Annotated in this window: 16 protein-coding genes and 2 tRNA genes; 6 read left to right on the plus strand and 12 right to left on the minus strand. The window is 64.5% G+C overall.

Annotated elements, in window-relative coordinates:
- The first annotated feature begins 126 nt into the window (after positions 1–126).
- From MO486_RS03150 to dxs, 6 genes are all read left to right on the plus strand, one after another.
- Entirely contained in the window at positions 127–2595 is a 2469-nt protein-coding gene (locus MO486_RS03150; protein ID WP_242904482.1) for a S8 family serine peptidase, read from the plus strand.
- A gap of 365 nt (positions 2596–2960) precedes the next feature.
- Positions 2961–3410, plus strand: a complete 450-nt coding sequence (locus MO486_RS03155) for an LEA type 2 family protein (RefSeq protein WP_242904483.1) — start codon at positions 2961–2963, stop codon at positions 3408–3410.
- Positions 3411–3521: 111 nt separating this feature from the next.
- Complete coding sequence (locus tag MO486_RS03160) at positions 3522–5312, plus strand: acyl-CoA dehydrogenase C-terminal domain-containing protein (RefSeq protein WP_242904484.1); 1791 nt, start codon at positions 3522–3524, stop codon at positions 5310–5312.
- Between the two features lie 102 nt (positions 5313–5414).
- Positions 5415–6089 (plus strand): HNH endonuclease, encoded by a 675-nt coding sequence (locus MO486_RS03165; RefSeq protein ID WP_242904485.1) that lies wholly within the window; start codon positions 5415–5417, stop codon positions 6087–6089.
- Between the two features lie 100 nt (positions 6090–6189).
- A complete protein-coding gene (locus MO486_RS03170; protein ID WP_242904486.1) occupies positions 6190–7311 on the plus strand; it encodes a hypothetical protein in 1122 nt (373 codons plus the stop codon).
- 120 nt (positions 7312–7431) lie between these two features.
- Positions 7432–9354 carry a 1-deoxy-D-xylulose-5-phosphate synthase gene (gene dxs / locus MO486_RS03175; RefSeq protein ID WP_242904487.1) on the plus strand — a complete coding sequence of 641 codons (1923 nt, stop codon included), beginning with the start codon at positions 7432–7434 and terminating at the stop codon, positions 9352–9354.
- On the opposite strand, the gene MO486_RS03180 is transcribed toward dxs, so the two are convergent.
- From MO486_RS03180 to uvrB, 12 genes are all read right to left on the minus strand, one after another.
- Positions 9355–10368 (minus strand): TraB/GumN family protein, encoded by a 1014-nt coding sequence (locus MO486_RS03180; RefSeq protein WP_345779192.1) that lies wholly within the window; start codon positions 10366–10368, stop codon positions 9355–9357.
- Between the two features lie 136 nt (positions 10369–10504).
- A tRNA-Pro gene (locus tag MO486_RS03185) sits at positions 10505–10581 on the minus strand.
- A gap of 24 nt (positions 10582–10605) precedes the next feature.
- Positions 10606–10962, minus strand: a complete 357-nt coding sequence (locus MO486_RS03190; protein WP_242904488.1) for a MerR family transcriptional regulator — start codon at positions 10960–10962, stop codon at positions 10606–10608.
- Entirely contained in the window at positions 10955–11257 is a 303-nt protein-coding gene (locus MO486_RS03195; protein ID WP_242904489.1) for an integration host factor subunit alpha, read from the minus strand. The genes MO486_RS03190 and MO486_RS03195 overlap by 8 nt, the downstream gene beginning before the upstream one ends.
- 22 nt (positions 11258–11279) lie before the next feature.
- A complete protein-coding gene (pheT, locus tag MO486_RS03200; protein WP_242904490.1) occupies positions 11280–13661 on the minus strand; it encodes a phenylalanine--tRNA ligase subunit beta in 2382 nt (793 codons plus the stop codon).
- Positions 13662–13714: 53 nt separating this feature from the next.
- Positions 13715–14707, minus strand: coding sequence for a phenylalanine--tRNA ligase subunit alpha (pheS, locus tag MO486_RS03205; RefSeq protein ID WP_242904491.1), 993 nt, complete (start codon positions 14705–14707; stop codon positions 13715–13717).
- Between the two features lie 122 nt (positions 14708–14829).
- Entirely contained in the window at positions 14830–15189 is a 360-nt protein-coding gene (gene rplT / locus MO486_RS03210; RefSeq protein WP_242904492.1) for a 50S ribosomal protein L20, read from the minus strand.
- 12 nt (positions 15190–15201) lie between these two features.
- Entirely contained in the window at positions 15202–15399 is a 198-nt protein-coding gene (gene rpmI / locus MO486_RS03215; protein ID WP_027083463.1) for a 50S ribosomal protein L35, read from the minus strand.
- A 209-nt stretch (positions 15400–15608) separates the two neighbouring features.
- Positions 15609–16133 carry a translation initiation factor IF-3 gene (gene infC / locus MO486_RS03220; RefSeq protein WP_242904607.1) on the minus strand — a complete coding sequence of 175 codons (525 nt, stop codon included), beginning with the start codon at positions 16131–16133 and terminating at the stop codon, positions 15609–15611.
- Positions 16134–16186: 53 nt separating this feature from the next.
- Entirely contained in the window at positions 16187–18106 is a 1920-nt protein-coding gene (thrS, locus tag MO486_RS03225; protein WP_242904493.1) for a threonine--tRNA ligase, read from the minus strand.
- Positions 18107–18279: 173 nt separating this feature from the next.
- Positions 18280–18354: transfer RNA gene (locus MO486_RS03230), tRNA-Val, on the minus strand.
- A 93-nt stretch (positions 18355–18447) separates the two neighbouring features.
- Positions 18448–20481, minus strand: a complete 2034-nt coding sequence (gene uvrB / locus MO486_RS03235; RefSeq protein ID WP_242904494.1) for an excinuclease ABC subunit UvrB — start codon at positions 20479–20481, stop codon at positions 18448–18450.
- Positions 20482–20576: the final 95 nt, after the last annotated feature.

Here is a 20576-nt window from a genome sequence, read left to right on the forward strand (position 1 = left end):
TCATTACGCCGTACACGAGTGTTTTCCCCAACTTGCGCTGGGGACTGTTCCGGATGTGGCACAGGGCAGCGCACTCCATGCTGCTGCGGCGCTCAGCGCTCCTGTCACATTCACGAGGGTTCTTCCATGTCGTTTGTTCCCCGTACGCTGCGGGCGAGCCTGCTCGCCGCCGCCATCCTGGCCACTCCGTTGCTCGCCGAGGCGCGCCGCCTCGATCTGCAACTGGAGCGCGTGCTGCCCACACTGGCCGCCAACGAGCCTGTCGAGGTCATCATCAGCTTCAACGGCGACGGACCGCTGACCACAGAACAGACCCAGCGCCTCAATGCACTCGGCATCAAGGGCCTCAACATGCGCGCGTTGCCGATCGCCGGCGCGCTGGCCACTCCGGCGCAGGTGCAATCGCTGCTGGCGATGCCGGACGTGCGCTCGATCTGGCTGAACGCACCGCTGGAGTACGACAACAAGGAAGCCACCCAGATCACCGGCGTCGATCGCCTGCGCACCGACAGCAGCCTGCGCAATGCCGCGGGCTTGCCGTACACCGGCAAGGGCATCGGTGTCGTGGTGAATGATTCCGGCATCGACGGCACCCACTCCGACCTGCAATACCCCGCACACGTCGTCCAGAACGTCGCGGCGCAGACCAATTTGTATGCGCTCGATTCACAACTGCCGATCACCTACATCGAAGGCGTCGCCAACACCGACCTCGGCGGCGGTCATGGCACCCACTGCGCCGGCATCATCGGCGGCACCGGTGCGGCCTCGCCGGGCGGCGACTTCGAAGGCGTGGCGCCGGGCGCGAGCATCATCGGCTATGGCTCGGGCGCTGCGCTGTTCGTGCTCGATACGATCGGTGGTTTCGATTACGCGCTCACGCACCAGGCGCAGTACAACATCCGCGTCATTTCCAACTCGTTCGGCAACACTGGCGACGTCGGCACCGAGTTCGACCCGGACGATCCGACCAACATCGCGACCAAGAAGCTGTCCGACCGTGGCGTGGTGGTGGTGTTCTCGGCCGGTAATTCCGGTCCGGGCGAAGCCACGATCACCGGCAACTTCAAGAAGGCACCGTGGGTGATCGCGGTCGCCGCGGGCGACAAGGGCGGCGAGCTCGCCGGCTTCTCCTCGCGCGGCGAGAACGGCAAGGGCGGCACGGTGACGGTCGACGGCGAGCAATACAGCTGGGCCGATCGCCCGACGGTGACGTCCCCCGGCGTCGATATCGTTTCGACCCGCGCTTCGCTCGGCACGATCGACAAGCTGGCCGCGGAACAGGACATCAACGTCCTCGGTCCCGCGCTTGCCGCGCGCTACACGCACATGAGTGGTACCTCGATGGCGGCGCCACACGTGGCCGGCATCGTCGCACTGATGCTGGAAGCCAACCCCCGCATGAGCTGGCGCGAGGTGAAACAGATCCTGCAACAGACCGCCACCAACATCCCCGGCAACGAAGCCTGGGAAGCCGGCGCGGGTTACGTCAACGCCCACGACGCAGTGAAGGCGGCGCTCGGTGCTACTGGTTTCGGCAGCACGCTCAATAGCAACCGGACCTTCAACGCCAGCGCCAACGTCTCTACCGGCAACAGCACCGACTATCCGATCGAATTCAGCCCGGTCGGTCCGACCGGTTCGCAACAGTTCGAGGTCGGCGCCGATATCTCGCTGGTCAACGCCCGCGCCAACATCGGCGACAACACGCTGGCGATCTCGCTGACGGATCCGAACGGCAAGCGCTATGGCTCCTCGGTCGGCTTGCCGGTGCTCGGCTCGAACGTCGCGGTTTCCGCGCCGGGCGTGGCGGGCACATGGACGGTGACCGTACGCGGCGTCGGTTCGGTCTCGGGCGTCGCCCTCGATCCAGCGAAGGTCACCAACGGTTACGGCGTGCCGGCTACGGTCAACGTCAATGTCAAGCAAGTGCGCACCGATGGTTACAGCGGTTTGAACGACATCGCCGGCCACGCGGCACGCGGCTTCATCGAGTTCGGTGTGGCCAATCGCCTGGTCGACAGCTACAGCGATGGCAACTTCCGCCCTGACCAGGTGCTGACTCGCGGCGAGCTCGCGCAGTACCTGGTGATGGGCGCGGGCGCACGGCAGTTCCAGCCGAGCAACGCCGTATCGAGCTTTACCGATTTGTACCCCAGCGATCCGCTGGCCCCGTTCGCGGAAGCGGTGGCGGCCAAAGGTGCGGCGCTGCGCAATCGCGAACAGCGGCAAGCCGGCATGATGGGCAAGCTCAACGGCGCATTCCGCGCGGGCGATTCGGTGACGCGCGTGAGCATGGCCTATTCGCTGGTGCAGGCACTGGCTCTACAGGACCAGGCGGCTGGCTTCAGCGGCACGCTGACGGTGTTGTCCGATGGCAAGCGCATTCCGATCGAAGACGCGACCACCATTCCAGCCAGCCTGCAGGGTTATGTGCAGCTGGCACTGGACCTGGGCCTGATCAATGCACGCTTCGCCCTGGCGCAGGGGCCGTTCGATCTGCAGCCGACGTTGAAGGCCTACTTCGACCCCGCCCAACTCGTCACCCGCGGCGCCTACGCCGCCGCGGCCAGCCGTTGGCTCGGCGTGTACTGACCGTAAGCAAGCGTTGTCTCGCGCTGACCGTCACCCCCGATCAGTGCAACCCCGAAGCCCGTCGTTCCCTGCGGCGGGCTTCACCTCTTTGCGCGCGTGGGTGGTTTTCCCCCTCCGCCGTGAGTGCTGCACCGGATAGCACCGCGACGCTAACCGGACCAGCCTGCACACGACTGGAGCGCCCGGGGGAGGGTCATCCGGCCGACCGCGCTGGTCGTACCCCTCGAACAGCGCACCTGAAGCCCGCCGCAGTCTTACGGCGGGCTTCACTTTTTCGCGGCCTCGCACGTCCGCCATCGCCACCGTACCCCGGTGTATGCTCGCCGCCTCTACAGCGGAGATCGGGAACGATGCGAATCATTGTCATGGCTTTGTTGTGCGCTTTACTCGCCGCCTGCGGCGGTGGTCCTGTGCGGCGCGTATCCGAACCCGCGGCCAGCATCCAGCAACTGACCGTGCGCGCCGACGGCGCCTGGTCGGTGGACCTGCGCATCAACAATTTCAGCAGCATCCCGATGCGCTTCGACCGCGTCAGCCTCGCGCTCACCGTCGGCAGCGAGTCCGCCGGCACTCTGCTAGGCCAGCCCGCGATCGAGATCGGACCAGAATCGGCCGATGTGGTGACGCTCTCGCTCACTCCGACATCCGGGGCACGCATCGTGCTCGCCGACGCACTCGCCAGCCACCGCAGCATCACCTACACGCTCAAGGGCAACGTCGACGCCACGCCCGACGAAGAGCGCTTGCGCAACTTCGACATCGATCGCAGCAGTTCGCTGACGCCCGCACCGGGCCTGCCTGGTGTATTGCGCTGAAACACCGGAACCGGAATTGCAAATGGGAATCGATGGGCCACTTCAGCCTATAACCCAAACCGACGAACGCTTCTTTCTTGATTCCCATTTTTCAATCTGCGACTACGAAACATGAGCACCTACAAAGCCCCCCTCACCGACATGCGTTTCGCGTTGTTCGACGTCCTGGGCGCCGAAGCGCAATTCCAGAAGCTCGGCTTCGCCGATGCCACGCGCGACCTGCTCGATGCGATCTACGACGAAGGCGCGCGTTTCACCGAAACCATCCTCGCGCCGCTCAACGAAGCTGGCGACCGTATCGGTTCGCGGTTCGACAAGACCACAGGCACGGTGGCCACGCCGCCAGGCTTCAAGCCGGCTTACGTGCAATTCGTCGAAGGCGGTTGGCCCGGACTGACTTCGCCAGCTGAGTTCGGCGGCCAAGGTTTGCCGCACGCCGCCGCGGTGCCGTTCAAGGAAATGATCGACGCCGCCAACCTCGCCTGGAGCACGTTTCCGCTGCTCTCGCACGGCGCGATCGATGCGTTGCAACACCACGGTGAGGCCTGGCAGCAGGAGACGTTCCTCAAACCGCTGGTGGAAGGCCGATGGACCGGCTCGATGTGCCTGACCGAACCGCATTGCGGTACCGATCTCGGCCTACTGAAAACCAAAGCCGAACCGCAAGCAGACGGCAGCTATGGCATCACCGGCACCAAGATCTTCATCACCGCCGGCGAGCACGACATGGTCGACAACATCTTGCACCTGGTGCTCGCGCGCCTGCCTGATGCACCGGCCGGCAGCAAGGGCATTTCGCTGTTCATCGTGCCGAAAGTGAAAGTCGCGCGCGATGGCACCGTCGGGGCAGCAAACACCGTGCGTTGCGGCAGCATCGAACACAAGATGGGCCTGCACGGCTCATCGACTTGCGTGATGAACTTCGATGGGGCGCAGGGTTATCTCGTCGGCCAACCCAACAAGGGCCTGATGGCGATGTTCACCATGATGAACACCGCGCGCCTCGGCGTTGGCCTGCAGGGCCTGGCCTTGTCCGATCGCGCCTACCAGAACGCGTTGCGCTATTCGCGCGACCGCCTGCAAAGCCGCTCACTCTCCGGCCCTAAATTTCCCGACAAGCCTGCTGACCCGATCATCGTCCAGCCCGACGTGCGCCGCATGCTGCTGACCTGCAAGGCGATCATCGAAGCCGGCCGGGTGATGGCATACCACGCCACGTTGCTGGTCGACGGCGCCGCGCGCGGCACCAGTGAGGAAGAGCGAGCGCAAGCCGACGCGCTACTCGACTTCGTGACCCCGATCGTCAAGGGTTGCCTCACCGAGTGGGGCATCGAGTGCACCTACAACGCGCTGCAGTGTTTCGGCGGCCATGGCTACATCGGCGAGCACGGCATCGAACAACTCGCACGTGACGCGCGCATCACCACCCTGTACGAAGGCACCACCGGCATCCAGGCGCTGGACCTGCTCGGCCGCAAGGTGATGCAACTCAAGGGTACGGGGCTGAAACTGTTCCTCGGCATGATCGAGCAGTTCTGCAATGAACAGTCGGGCAATCCCGCTGTTGCCGAATTCATCGGGCCACTGCGCGAGAAGGCCGCGCAGTGGCAGCAACTCACCCTGCAGATCGGCCAGCGTGCAGCCGCCAATCCCGAGGAAATCGGAGCGGCTGCCTACGACTACCTGATGTATTCGGGCTACGTCACTCTCGCCTACTGGTGGGCGCGCAGTGTTGCCGCCGCGGAAACCTCGTCGCAGTCGGAAAAGTTCAAGGCAGGCAAGCGCGAAACCGCCCGTTTCTACTTCGCCCGCATCCTCCCGCGCACGCTCGCCCACGCCGCCGCGATCGCCACCCCGGCGAGCACGCTGACTGCACTGGACGAAGCGGCATTCGACAACTGACGCAGAAACGGCAGTGCCGAGCCCGCTCGGCACTACAAAAACGCCGATTCATTCCAGCCGCCTACACAAAAAGTAAACAAAGGGGTATAAGCTGATTTCCCGATGGAGACCGATAGAGCGAAGCTTCGCCTGGTCCGAGCCGGAACCCTCGCTGAGTTCGAACAGCGCGGACTGGCTCCCGCTCCCGTCGCTGCCCAAAATCCCCTGCGCTTCAACGCCGTACGCCTGCTGTCGCTGGACGCGCATGGCCGCGTGCTCGATTGGATGAGCTGGCAGGACGCAACCTGCCTGTACGTGCGCGATGCGGTCGCCTGGACACTCGGTGATCCCTGCCTGACCGTGCACGGGGGCACCTGTCGCGCCACCGGCGTGCAGAGCCAGCTCGAACTGCATCCGATCATCGCCGCGCGTGGCCACGCCCGAGCACATGCGCTCGACCCGACCCCGGCGTTGACCAACGTCGCGCTGTTCGCGCGCGACCAGCACCTGTGCCTGTACTGCGGCCACGAATTCCCGCGTCCGCACCTCACCCGCGATCACGTCCTGCCGCTGTCGAAAGGCGGTCGCGACATCTGGGAGAACGTGGTCTCGGCCTGTTTCCATTGCAACTCGCGCAAAGGCGGCCGCACCCCACAGCAGGCGAGCATGCCGCTGCTGGCCGTACCGTATCGGCCTAGCTGGATCGAGCACCTGATCCTCAGCAACCGCCACATCCTGGCCGACCAGATGGCATTCCTGAAGTCCCATCTGCCCAAGAAAGCGCGGTCTCACGCCTGAGTCGTGCCCGCTTCGCCAGAACGAAGACGCCGATAAAGTTACACTCCGGACTTTCCCGATCCGGACCCTGGCAATGGCGTTAACCCTCGGCACTACCGGAATGGACTCCACCACCGAGGCGGACCTGCGCACCGCATTCAAGATTGCGAACGCGCAAAGCGGTGACCGCTGGCAGATGCTGGACGAGAACGCAGCCGACTTCGTCATCGTCGACATGGACAGCATGTACGGCCCGATGAGTTGGCTGCGCCTGCACGCCGCTGGCAAGCGGGTGATCGGCCTGACCTCGGCGCCGCGCACGCAGACCGACTATCGCCTCGGCCGTCCGCTCAATCCCGATGGGTTCACCGCACTGCTCACCCAGATCGCGCTCGAAAATGGTGTCCTGCCCAAGGCTCCGATCGCGCCGGTTGCGCCCCCGCCGGCCCCAGCACCATCCGCGCCAAAATCGCCTGCGCCCGCAGTGCCCTCAGGCATGAGCCCGGCCCCACTGCCGCAGGACCAGTTGCCGGAAGAGCGCCCGCAGCCGGTCAAGGAGGAGGCCAAGGCACCACCGCCGGCGCCCACACTCCCGGCCTCGGTCGCCGCGGGCACCCTGGCACCCACCACGATCAAACCCAGCACTGCGGCGCTCCCACCCGCGCATACCCCTGCGGTACCCCGCGGTCTCGCCGACTGGCTGGCCCCGGGCTTGCTGGCAGGACGCGTACGCTACGGCCGCAATGCCGGGCCGACGCTGTTGATCGACCCTGCCTCGCGCCAGTACCACGGCCCGGCGGCCCTGAAATCACTCGCCAGCTACTTCGAAGGTGTTGTGGTTGCTGGCGATTTCGCTGCTGTCGACCCTGCCGCCTGGGCGCGCGAATCCACGGCGCTCGGGGCTGCTCAACCCTTGTCGCGCCTTCAGTGGTACGGCGCCCTGCTCGCCGGCAAGGGCAAGTTCCTGCTGCCCGGCTATGACCCAACCGGCCACTTCAGACTCACCAAGTGGCCACAGACCGAACGCGAGTTCCCAAAGCATTTCCGCATCGCGACCGCGATGATGAAGGGCCCGGCCACGTTGGACGAAGTTGCCGCCGCCAGCGGCGTCGCCCGCGAGGAAGTCATCGACTTCGTCAACGCCAATCTCGCCACCGGCTACGCCGAGCAATACCAGGAGCCGGAACCCGAGCCGGATTCGCAGAAATCGGGCGGTCTATTCGGGCGCCTGCGCGGGAAATAAGCAGCGCGCCTTGACCCTCAAGGCGCTGCGTCGCGCAACACCACCTGGCGGCCACTGAAGGGCAACGCCATCTGCGCGGATAGCGCTAACAGGCCCCAGTCGCGCTTTACAATAAGCACGATGATCGACCCCACATTCATCGACAGCGCGCGCTATCCGCGCCTGTCCCGGATCGAAACCCCGGCCGACCTCCGCCAATTCGGCGAAGACGAACTGCCGGCGATCGCCGAGGAACTGCGCGCCTACCTGATCGAATCCGTCGGCAAGAGCGGCGGCCATTTCGGCGCCGGCCTCGGCGTGATCGAATTGACCGTCGCCCTGCACTGGATGTACGACACCCCGGACGATCGCATCGTCTGGGACGTCGGCCACCAGAGCTATCCGCACAAGATCCTCACCGGCCGCCGCGACAGCATCCACACCGTCAAGCAGAAGGATGGCGTAGCGCCGTTCCCCAAGCGCGAGGAATCCGAATACGACACTTTCGGCGTCGGCCATTCGTCGACGTCGATCTCCGCCGCGCTCGGCATGGCCATCGCCGCCGCGCACGCCGGCAGCGAGCGCAAGGTCGTCGCTGTGATCGGCGACGGCGCGATGACCGCGGGCATGGCGTTTGAGGCCTTGAATCACGCCGGCGGCATGGAGCCCGAGCCCAATCTCCTGGTCGTCCTCAACGACAACCGGATGTCGATCTCCGAGAACGTCGGCGGTCTCACCAAGATGCTCGGCCGCATGACCGGCAGCAAGACGCTCAACGCGCTACGCGAAGGTGGCAAGAAGCTCCTCGGCGACAAGCATGGCGCGCCGGCGAAGTTCGTGCGTCGCTGGGAAGAACACTGGAAGGGCATGTTCGTGCCGTCCACGCTGTTCGAGGAGATGGGTTTCCATTACACCGGCCCGCTCGACGGCCATGACGTCGCCTCGCTCGTGAAGACGCTGAAGACGCTGAAGACGCTCAAGGGTCCGCAGCTGTTGCACATCATCACCACCAAGGGCAAAGGCTACGAACTCGCCGAAGACGACCAGATCGGTTACCACGCTGTCGGCCCATTCGATCCATCGCAAGGCCTGGTCAGCAAATCCGGGGCGAAGAAGCCGACCTACACCGATGTGTTCGGCGACTGGCTCTGCGACATGGCCGCCGCAGACGAGAAACTGCTCGCGATTACTCCCGCGATGCGCGAAGGCTCTGGCCTGGTGCGCTACTCGAAGGAGTATCCGGAGCGCTATTTCGACGTCGCCATCGCCGAACAACACGCCGTAACGCTCGCTGCCGGCATGGCCTGCGAAGGTGCCAAGCCGGTGGTCGCGATCTATTCGACCTTCCTGCAGCGTGGCTACGACCAGCTGATCCACGACGTCGCAATCCAGAACCTCGATGTGCTGTTCGCACTCGACCGCGCCGGCGTGGTTGGTCCCGATGGCGCGACACACGCCGGCAACCTCGACCTGAGCTACCTGCGCTGCGTGCCGAACATGGTGGTAATGGCCGCGAGCGACGAAAACGAATGCCGGCAGATGCTCAGCACCGGCTACCGTTTCGAAGGCCCGGCCGCAGTGCGCTACCCGCGTGGCAGCGGCCCGGGCGTGGCTGTGCAACAGACGCTGGACACGCTGCCGATCGGCAAAGCCGAACTACGCCGTCGTGGCGCGCGCATCGCCCTGCTCGCCTTCGGCGCGCTCATACCGGCGGCTGACAAGATCGGCGAAGAACTCGGCCTGACCGTCGTCAACATGCGCTTCGTCAAACCGCTGGATCGCGCGTTGATCCTTGAATTGGCGGAGACGCACGACGCCTTCGTGACGCTCGAAGACAACGTCGTCGCCGGCGGCGCGGGTTCGGGTGTGGCGGAACTGCTCGCGGAAGAAAACATCCAGCTGCCGGTACTGCACCTCGGCCTGCCGGATCATTTCCAGCATCACGCGAGCCGCGAGGATTTGCTGGCCGAAGCTGGCCTCGACACCGCCGGCATTCGCGCGTCGTTGCTGGCGCGTTGGCCGCAAGTCACCGCATCGCAAGCCGCGCGGACTGCCGCCGGCTGATTATTCCGGCGCTTCGACCGCGTAACCACGCGCTTGCAACGCCGCGATGTAGCCGTCCGTCTTCAGAAACTCGCGCATTGGCAGCACGGCAAAGGTGACGGCATTGTTCGCGAGGGCCTGTTCCGCCGCCTGCAGCCAGCGCGAACGCTTCTCGGCTTCGAGATCGCCAATCCCCAAACGCTTCCGCACCACCCCTGTCTCGGTTGCAGCGCGGTCACAGGCCTCGCTCTGATCGCTATACGGCAATGCGCGCAAGGCTGCGATGTCGCCGATGGCCCACGCGTTCGCGCGCAGGCGCATGGCGTCCAGATCGGTTTCAAGACGCTGCAGGGTCTTGGCGAAGCAATCCATGTCGTCGAGTTTCGATGCCCGGAATTCCGTCAAGGCCGCCTTTGGGTCTGCGATGACGACCGTTACCGCCGGATTGGTTTCCTTCGGCTTGCGTGCCTTGATCGCGCGCTGCAGCACGGGCCCGACGACGCCGCTCTTGCGTAAGCCGCTGTCCTTGATCGCCTCGTCGTACAGTTCGATCGCGGCGAAAAGTGGCCGCCATTGCTCGATCCCGCCGTCGCGGCCCACGTACTTGCGCTTGAGCACTTGCCAGCGCGCGTACATGTCGGCAGGCACGACCTGCGCCAGCGTTTCGCCGTCCGGATTCTTACGCGCGCCAAGCGCCTTCGGCGCCAGCAGCAATCCGCTGAAAAAGCCGACCTTGACGCTGACCGTGATCGCCGGTGACCAGATCACTTCGTCGGCCCGGGCGATCACGCGCTCCACTTCACTGGACTGCCATTCCATGCGCGATGGCAGCGGTGACACTGTGCCCAACACCCACATCACGTGATCGCCCTTCGACACTTTCCACATACCGGGTCCCGGCTGCGAACCGGTGACCACGACGGTGTCGATATTCCGGATGTCCGACGCTGGCGTAACCGGACCAGGGCTCGACTGAGCGAACGCAGGCGATAAGCTGGATGAGACCAGCAGGCAGGCCAATAACCCTGGACGCATCCAATGCGCTCCCTTTCCAACGGTGAGGATTTCGTAAGCCCGCGACCGGGGCAGCCGCTGATAGGACTGGGTTTGATGTTGCAAGTTCCGCGAACGAAAAACGCCCGGTAATGACCGGGCGTTTTAGGTGATCGATTGGTCGGGACGGCCGGATTTGAACCGACGACCCTCTGCCCCCCAGGCAGATGCGCTACCAGGCTGCGCTACGCCCCGACTTCAAAACGAATTGTACCTTCCTCAGCGGCGCAGCAGCTGCAGGACTTCTTCCAGTTCCATCCGCACCTGCTTGATGATCTGCGAGCTCAGCGCGGATTCGTCCTTCGCCGCCTCACCTTCGAGGCGCAGGCGGGCGCCACCGATGGTGTAGCCCTGCTCGTACAGCAGGCCTCGAATCTGGCGCACCATCAGCACGTCGTGGCGCTGGTAGTAGCGGCGGTTACCGCGGCGCTTGACCGGCTTCAGCGACGGAAATTCGGTTTCCCAATAGCGCAGCACGTGCGGCTTGACGTCGCACAGCTCGCTGACTTCACCGATGGTGAAGTAGCGCTTCGCCGGGATCGGCGGAAGTTCGCGATTACTGCCCGGATCAAGCATGTCCAGCCCCGGCATAGGCTTCCACGCGCTCCTTCAACTTCTGGCCCGGACGGAAGGTCACCACCGTACGCGCCGAGATCGGGATCTCTTCGCCGGTCTTCGGGTTGCGCCCCGGCCGTTGGTTCTTGCGGCGCAGGTCGAAGTTGCCGAACCCCGACAGCTTCACCTGTCGCCCGCCCTCCAACGCCTCGCGCAACGCATCGAAGAACGCGTCGACGAACTCCTTCGCCTCGCGCTTGTTCAGTCCGACCTCGTCGAACAAACGCTCGGCCATTTCTGCTTTGGTCAAAGCCATCCTCTCGTCCCCCTGTGAACGATCAACTGCGGATGACCGCGCCGTGGTCACGCTGCAGGGCGGCCACCACCTCGGCCACCACCGCCTCCACATCGCGGTCGGTCAGCGTGCGGGATTCATCCTGCAGAATCAAGCCCATAGCGAGACTCTTGAATCCGGTTTCCACGCCCTTGCCGGCATAACGGTCGAACAGCACCAGATCGCGCAGGGACGCGCCCGCGGCGGCCTTCACGCTGGCCTGGAGCGCCGCCCAAGGCACCTGATCGGCGACGACGAACGCGAGGTCGCGGCGGACGGACGGATACTTGGACAGCGGCTGCGCCTTCGGTATTGCGCGGGCCAGCAGCGGGGCGAGGTCCAGCTCGAACGCGACCGCATCGACATCCAGGTCCAGGGCTTGCTGCAGGCGCGGGTGCAACTGGCCGATCCAGCCCAGCTTCACGCCGTCACGGTAGACATCGGCAGAGCGGCCGGGATGGCCCCAGGCGGCTTGCGACGACCGGTATTCGAGCGCCGCACCCGACAACGCAGCAAGGCTGTCGAAGTCGCCCTTCAGATCGTGGAAATCGACCTTGCGCGCGGCCGCGTCCCATTGCTCGGACCTGACATCGCCGCAAGCGACGGCGGCAACGCGCAAGGTTTCGGTCGGCGCGCCATTGGCGTTCGCGAACGTCTTGCCGAGTTCGAACAAACGCACGCGCGGTTGCTGGCGCGCAGCATTGCGCGCGAGCGCGGCAACCAGGCCCGGCAGCAAAACCGTGCGCATCACGCCGAGTTCGGCGCTGAGCGGATTCGCCAGCGGTACCGCAGCATCGGTGGCATTCCACTTCGCCAACAGATCGGCGTCGACGAAGGCGTAGTTGATCGCCTCGAGGTAATCGCGCGCGGCGAGCTGGCGACGCACGGTGACTTCGTCGACGCTGGTTTCGCTGGGCGCGGCCAGGCGCGTGGCGCCGCCGGGCAGCGTGGTCGGGATCGCGTCGTAACCGTGGATGCGGGCGATTTCCTCGACCAGGTCTTCTTCGATCGCGAGATCGAAGCGGCGGGTCGGCGGCGTCACGCGCCAACCATCGGCGGTGTTCTCGACCGACAGGCCCAGCGCGCGGAGGATGCGTTCGACTTCACCGTCGGTAATCGAAACGCCGAGCACGCGCGCCAGGCGCGTGCGACGCAGCACGACCGGCTGCGGCTGCAGCAAGTGCTGCGGCAGGACCGCTTCAGTTACCGGGCCGGGTGCGCCACCTGCGATCTCGACGATCAGGCGCGACGCTACTTCAACCGCCTGGCGCGGCAATTCCGGATCGACGCCGCGCTCGAAACGATGGCCCGCGTCCGTATGCAGGCCCAGCTTGCGTCCACGACCGATGATCGCAGAGGGAATCCAGTGCGCCGCTTCGAGGAAGACGTTACGTGTCGCATCGGTCACGCGGGTGTCGTAACCGCCCATGATGCCGCCGAGGGCGACCACACGTGCGCCTGTCCCTCCCTGACTGTCGGACACCACGAGGAAATCCTCGTCGAGCGACACAGTGCGCCCGTCGAGCAGCTTCGTTTGCTCGCCTGCTCGTGCGTGGCGCACCACGACGGGCCCCACCAGTGTGTCGCGATCGAAGGCGTGCATCGGCTGCCCGAGCTCCAGCATCACGTACTGGGTCACATCGACCAGGAAGCTGATCGGCCGAACGCCGCTGCAGCGCAGGCGCTCGGCCATCCAGACGGGCGTGGGCACGGCGGCGTTCACGCCCTCGATGACGCGACCCACGAAACGCGGCACCTTCGCGCCGGCATCCAATTCGACCGGGAGACTTTCGTTGTTCAAGGCCGGCATCGGCGTCGCGTCGAACGGCACCACGTCGGAGCCGCAGGCAGCCGCCACGTCGAAGGCGATGCCGCGCACGCTGAAGCAGTCGGCGCGGTTCGGCGTGAGCTTCAGTTCGATGCTGGCGTCCGGCAGGCCGAGGTAATCGGCCAGCGGTGTGCCCACCGGCGCATCGCCCGGCAATTCGAGCAGGCCGGACGCATCGGCATCGAGGCCGAGTTCCTTCGCCGAGCAGAGCATGCCGTTCGAATCGACGCCGCGCAGCTTGGCCGCCTTGATCGTGATCTCGCCGACGCGCGTACCGACGGTGGCCAGCGGGGCAATCAGGCCGGGACGCGCGTTAGGTGCACCGCAGACGATCTGCAGGCGCTCGCTGCCAGTGTCGACCTGGCAGACCTGCAGGCGATCGGCTTCCGGATGCTTGGCGCAGTCGACGATGCGCGCGACCACGACACCGTCGAGCGCGGCGCCGAGCACGGTCATCTCTTCGACTTCGAGGCCGATCGCAGTGAGCGTCGCCGCGAGTTCCTCGCGCGTCGCATCGGTCTTGACGTGCTGGCGCAGCCAGTTTTCGGAGAATTTCATCGGGGATTGCTCGGATCGGCGTGAATCAATCGGCGTGGTTCAATCGGCATGAATCAGGCGAACTGGCGCAGGAAACGCACGTCGTTCTCGAAGAAGCTGCGCAGGTCGTCAACGCCGTAGCGCAGCATGGCGAAGCGCTCGACGCCGAGGCCGAAGGCGAAACCGGTATAGCGCTCCGGATCGATGCCGACGTTGCGCAGCACGTTCGGATGGACCATCCCGCAGCCGAGCACTTCCAGCCAGCGCGTACTGCCGTCCGGCTGTTGCCAGGCGATGTCGACTTCAGCCGATGGTTCGGTGAACGGAAAATAGCTCGGGCGGAAGCGCATGGCGAAGTCGCGCTCAAAGAACGCGCGCACGAATTCGCTCAGCGTGCCCTTGAGGTCGGCGAAGCTGGCGTGCTCGTCGACCAGCAGGCCTTCGACCTGGTGGAACATCGGTGTGTGGGTCTGGTCACTGTCGCTGCGGTAGACCTTACCGGCGGCGATCATGCGCAGCGGTGGCTGATGCTCTTTCATGTAGCGCACCTGCACACCCGACGTGTGCGTACGCAACAGCCGACCGTCGCCGAAGTAGAACGTGTCGTGCATCGCGCGCGCCGGGTGGTGCGGCGGGAAGTTCAGCGCTTCGAAGTTGTGCCAGTCGTCCTCGATCTCGGGCCCGTCGGAAAGTTCGTAACCGAGCCGGCCGAAGATGTCGGTGATGCGTTCCAGCGTGCGGCTGACCGGATGCAGGCCGCCACGTGTGGCGTCGCGTCCCGGCAGGGTGACGTCGATGGTTTCGGTGGCGAGGCGCGCGTCGAGTGCGGCACCGTCGAGCTCGATCTTGCGCGCGCCCAGCGCTTCGCCGATTGCATCGCGGGCACGGTTGATCGCCTCGCCTGCGCTCTTGCGCTGGTCCCCAGGCAGCGTGCCCAACGCCTTCAGCTGCGTGGTGATGCTGCCGTGCTTGCCGAGCAGCGCGACGCGCAGCGTCTCGATCGCATCCGGCGAATCGGCCGCGGCGATGTCGGCCAATGCCTGCTTGCTGAGTTGTTCGATATCCATCGAGTTCCTCGGTCCCCAAACGAACATGGGGAAGGACTTGCGCCCTTCCCCATGCGTGTACTGCGTTTTTCGACTTCAGAAGCCCGCGCTCGAAGCGCGAACTACGGAAAGGCCGACAAAACTTACGCCGCGAGCGCGCCCTTTGCCTTTTCGGCCAGCGCGGCAAAACCCGCCGCGTCGTGCACGGCGATGTCCGCCAGCACCTTGCGGTCGAGGGTGATGCCGGCCTTCAACAGGCCGTTCATGAAGCGGCTGTAGCTCATGCCGTTGATGCGGGCCGCCGCATTGATGCGGGTGATCCACAGCGAACGGAAATTGCGCTTCTTCTGCTTGCGGCCGATGTAGGCGTACTGCAGCGCCTTCGTCACCGCCTGCTTGGCGACGCGGAAGACTTTGCGGCGGGCGTGATAGTAGCCCTTGGCCTGCTTCAGGATTTTCTTGTGGCGGCGACGCGCCGTAACACCACGTTTAACTCGTGCCATGGTTCAGTCTCCTCACAAATACGGAAGCATGCGGTCCAGACGGCCCGCGTCCTCGGCACGAACATGGTTCGTCTGCCGAAGGTTGCGCTTCCGCTTGGTCGCCTTCTTGGTGAGGATGTGGCTCTTGTTGGCGTGGCCGCACTTGTACTTGCCGGAAGCGGTCTTCCGGAAGCGCTTGGCCGCCGCCCGATTGGTCTTGATCTTGGGCATTGGGGATCCTTTCGAAATCTGTCACTGGCCTGGGCGGTGGCTGGTGCCACGCTTTCCGTCCTGCCCTTGCCGGTCGTAAGTCATTGATTCAGCGATGAATCAAGACATGTCCTGGGTACTGCGCACAACAAACCCGGCGAACCGGGCCGCACAGTATGCCCCGTCTTGGAAATCCTTGCAAATTGAAGCAGTTGCGGCCGGGCCGGCCGTCAGGTCTTCTTCTTCGGCGCGATCATCATGACCATCTGCCGCCCTTCCAGACGCGGGCGCGATTCGACCACGATGTTCTCGCCAAGGTCGGCCTCGATGCGGTTGGCCATCTCGCGGCCGAGTTCCTGGTGGCTCATCTCGCGGCCACGGAAACGGATGTTGACCTTGATCTTGTCGCCCTCTTCCAGGAACTCGCGCATTTTGCGCAGCTTGATCTGGTAGTCACCCTCATCGGTGACCGGGCGGAACTTCACTTCCTTGATCTCGACCTGCTTGGTCTTCTTCTTGGCCTCGTTGGCCTTCTTCTGCAGTTCGAACTTGAACTTGCCGAAGTCCATGATCTTGCACACGGGCGGATCGGCGTTCGGCTGGATCTCGACGAGGTCCAGGCCCTCGTCCTCGGCCATGCGCAGGGCCTCGTCGCGCGACAAGACTCCGATCATCTCGCCGTCGCTGCCGATGACGCGCACGCGCGGCACGCGGATCTCCTGGTTCTTTCGGTTCTGCTTTTCGGGGGTAGTGATGTTTCAATCTCCGAGGTGGAACATGCCGGCCGCTCACGCGCGGCCGGGACTATTCAAACTGCAGCGTGCTCGTGGCGAGCCTGTTCCCTGCGCAAACGCGCTACGAAATCGGCAACGGACATGGTCCCCAGGTCCTCGCCACTGCGCGTGCGCACGGCCACTGCGCCATTTTCCTTCTCGCGGTCCCCGACCACCAGCAGGTACGGCACGCGCTGCAGCGTGTGCTCGCGAATCTTATAGCCGATCTTTTCGTTCCGCAAATCGGCTGCCACCCGGAAGCCTTGATTTGCAAGGGTTTTCCGGACTTCATCCACATAATCGGCCTGGGCGTCGGTGATATTCATCACCACCGCCTGCACCGGGGCCAGCCAGGACGGGAAATGTCCGGCGTGGTGCTCGATCAGGATGCCGATGAACCGCTCCATCGAACCGACGATGGCCCGGTGCAGCATCACCGGCTGCTGGCGCTGGCTGTTCTCGTCGATGTACTCGGCGCCGAGCCGGCCCGGCATCATGAAATCCACCTGCATGGTGCCTAGCTGCCAGGTCCGGCCGATGGCGTCCTTGAGGTGGTATTCGATCTTCGGGCCGTAGAACGCGCCCTCGCCCGGAAGCTCCTGCCATTCGACGCCAGCGGCGCCGAGCGCACTGCGCAGGGCGCTCTCGGCCTTGTCCCAAGTGGCGTCGTCGCCGAGGCGCGGCTCCGGGCGCAGCGCGATCTTGAGCTGCACGTCGGTGAAGCCGAAGTCGGCGTAGACCGCCATGGCCTGGCGGTGGAACGCGGTCACTTCGGACTCGATCTGGTCCTCGGTGCAGAAGATATGGCCGTCGTCCTGGGTGAACCCGCGCACGCGTAGGATGCCGTGCAGCGCACCGGAGGGCTCATTGCGATGGCAGGCGCCGAACTCGCCGTAGCGGATCGGCAGGTCGCGATAGCTGTGCAGGCCGGAGTTGAATATCTGCACGTGGCCGGGGCAGTTCATGGGCTTCACCGCGTAGGTCCGCTTCTCGGACTCGGTGAAGAACATGTTTTCCTTGTAGTTGTCCCAGTGGCCGGACTTCTGCCACAGCGACACGTCGAGGATCTGCGGGCAGCGTACTTCCTGGTAGCCGCTGTCGCGGTAGACCTTGCGCATGTGCTGCTCGACCACCTGCCAGATCGACCAGCCCTTCGGGTGCCAGAAAATCAGGCCCGGGGCCTCTTCCTGCAGGTGGAACAGATCCTGCTGCTTGGCGATCTTGCGGTGGTCGCGCTTTTCGGCCTCTTCCAACTGGGTGAGGTAAGCCTTGAGGTCCTTATCGTTCAGCCACGCCGTGCCGTAGATGCGGCTGAGCATCTGGTTGTTGGAATCGCCGCGCCAGTACGCGCCGGCGACCTTCATCAGCTTGAAGGCGCGCAGCTTATCGGTGCCCGAGACATGCGGGCCGCGGCACAGGTCGGTGAATTCGCCCTGGCTGTAGAGGGAGAGATCCTCGTCCGCGGGAATGGATTCGATGATCTCGGCCTTGTAGAGCTCGCCCAACCCCTTGAAGAAGGCAACCGCGTCATCGCGCGACTTCACGCTGCGCGACACCGGCAGCGCTTCCTTGACGATCTTCTGCATCTCCGCCTCGATCGCCGGCAGGTCTTCCGGCGTGAACGGGCGCTCGTAGGCGAAGTCGTAATAGAAGCCGTTGTCGATCACCGGGCCGATCGTGACCTGCGCGCCCGGGAACAGGCGCTGCACGGCCTGCGCCAGCAAGTGTGCAGTGGAGTGGCGCAGCACCTCGAGGGCGTCGGGATGCTTGTCGGTGACGATCTCGACCGCAACGTCGTGGTCGATCAGGAAGCTGGTATCGACCAGCTTGCCGTCGACTTTGCCGGCCAGCGCGGCCTTGGCCAGGCCGGCGCCGATCGAGGCGGCCAGGTCCTGGACGGTGACGGGGGCGACGAATTCACGGCGGCTGCCGTCGGGGAGCGTGATCGTGATCATGGATGAGGAATTTAGGACGCCGGAAATAAAAAAAGCGCCCAAGGGCGCCTGCAACAGCCTGCGACTTGGGGACGATTAACAGTGGGCGTCGGTAGTCCTCATGTCGCACGCTCGGCCAACGTTTCCGCGGGCCACCTGTCTGAATGTCTTCGTTCGCGATCCACGCTGGTGCGTGGTGGGCGGTACAGGGTTCGAACCTGTGACCCCTACCATGTCAAGGTAGTGCTCTACCGCTGAGCTAACCGCCCAAGTTTTTAAACGTTACCGCTGTCCACACCGCATTGCGGCGAGGGCGCGCAGTTTAGCCCAGCCAGCCAGCCAGGGACAACCGGAATCCGCTCCTAGACAGCCAGGCTGGCGTCCTTGAGCCGGCGGATCTGGTCGCGCACCCGTGCCGCCTCCTCGAATTCGAGGTCGCGGGCGTGCTGGTACATCTGCTGTTCCAGCGCCTTGAGCCTGCTGGCGATCTGCGCCGGGGTGAGCAACGCGTAATCCTCGCGCTCCTCCGCCACCTTGCGCGCCTTGCCACGTGCCCGTTTCTCCTCGCCCGGTTCGCTGCGCGCGCCTTCCATGATGTCGACGATGGGCTTCGACACGGAAATCGGGGTGATGCCGTGGTGTTCGTTGTATTCGACCTGCTTGTGGCGGCGACGGTCGGTCTCGTCAATGGCGAGCTGCATCGAGCGCGTCACCCGATCCGCATACAGGATCGCCTTGCCGCGCAGGTTGCGCGCGGCACGGCCAATGGTCTGGATCAGCGAACCAGCCGAACGCAGGAAACCCTCCTTGTCGGCATCGAGGATCGCCACCAGCGACACCTCCGGCATATCCAGACCTTCGCGCAACAGGTTGATGCCGACGAGTACGTCGAACTTGCCGAGGCGCAGGTCGCGGATGATCTCAACGCGTTCCACCGTTTCCACGTCGGAGTGCAGGTAACGCACGCGCACGCCATGTTCGCCCAGATATTCGGTGAGGTTCTCGGCCATGCGCTTGGTCAACGTGGTGACCAGGACGCGATCGCCCCAGGACACGCGCTCGTTGATCTCCGACAGCAGGTCGTCGACCTGCGTGGCCACGGGGCGAATCTCGACTTGCGGGTCGATCAGGCCGGTCGGCCGCACCACCAGCTCGACCACCTGCCCTTCCGATTTTTCCCGTTCGTAATCCCTCGGCGTCGCCGATACGTAAACGCTACGCGGCGAACGCAGCTCCCATTCATCGAACTTCAATGGGCGGTTATCCAGTGCCGACGGCAGGCGGAAACCGAATTCGACCAGGGTTTCCTTTCGTGAACGATCGCCTTTGTACATCGCACCGATCTGCGGGATGGTGACGTGCGATTCGTCGACCACCAGCAATGCATCCGGTGGCAGGTAGTCGAACAGGCACGGCGGCGCTTCGCCCGGCATGCGCCCGGTCAGGTGGCGCGAGTAATTCTCGATGCCGTTGCAGTAGCCGACCTCGGCCATCATCTCGAGGTCGAACTGCGTGCGTTGCCCCAGGCGCTGGGCTTCCACCAGCTTGTTCTGCGCGTAAAGCTGCTCAAGGCGCTCGCGCAACTCGATCTTGATCGCCTCGACCGCATCGAGCACGGTGCGTCGGGTGGTGACGTAGTGCGACTTCGGATAGATGGTGTAGCGCGGCAGCTTGCGAATGGTTTCACCGGTGAGCGGATCGAACAGCGTCAGGTTCTCGATCTCACCATCGAACAGCTCGATCCGCAGCGCCTCAACGTCGGATTCGGCGGGATGCACGTCGATGGTTTCGCCACGCACGCGGAAGTGGCCACGCTGCAGCTCGAACTCGTTGCGCGTGTACTGCATCTCGGTCAGGCGGCGGATCAGCTCGCGCTGGTCGATGCGCTCGCCGCGCACCATGTGCAGCACCATCTTGAAGTATTCGTTCGGATCGCCGAGGCCATAGATCGCCGAAACGGTACAGACGATGATGGCGTCGCGCCGTTCCAGCAGCGCCTTGGTCGCCGACAACCGCATCTGTTCGATGTGCTCGTTGATCGAACTGTCCTTCTCGATATAGGTGTCGGAGGACGGGACGTAGGCCTCGGGCTGGTAGTAGTCGTAATAGCTGACGAAGTACTCAACCGCGTTGTGCGGGAAGAACGCCTTGAACTCCCCGTACAGCTGCGCCGCCAGGGTCTTGTTCGGCGCCATCACCAGCGTCGGTTTCTGCACCGCCTCGATGACATTGGCGATGGTGTAGGTCTTGCCCGAGCCGGTGACGCCGAGCAGGGTCTGCCGTGCCAGGCCGGACTCGAAGCCTTCGATCAGCTTCGCGATTGCCTGTGGTTGATCGCCGGCTGGGGAGTACGGCGCGACCAATTCGAAACCAGCTGGGTGAATGAGATCGTTCATGGCCGGGGGAGAAGAGTCGATCGATCAGTGTAGCTCCGTCGAAGATGCGGGCGGATGCGGGATTTTCCTACCCTCGCAAGCATGAACGCCTGATC

It is taken from the genome of Lysobacter sp. CFH 32150 (assembly GCF_022758295.1).
Lineage (GTDB): Bacteria > Pseudomonadota > Gammaproteobacteria > Xanthomonadales > Xanthomonadaceae > CFH-32150.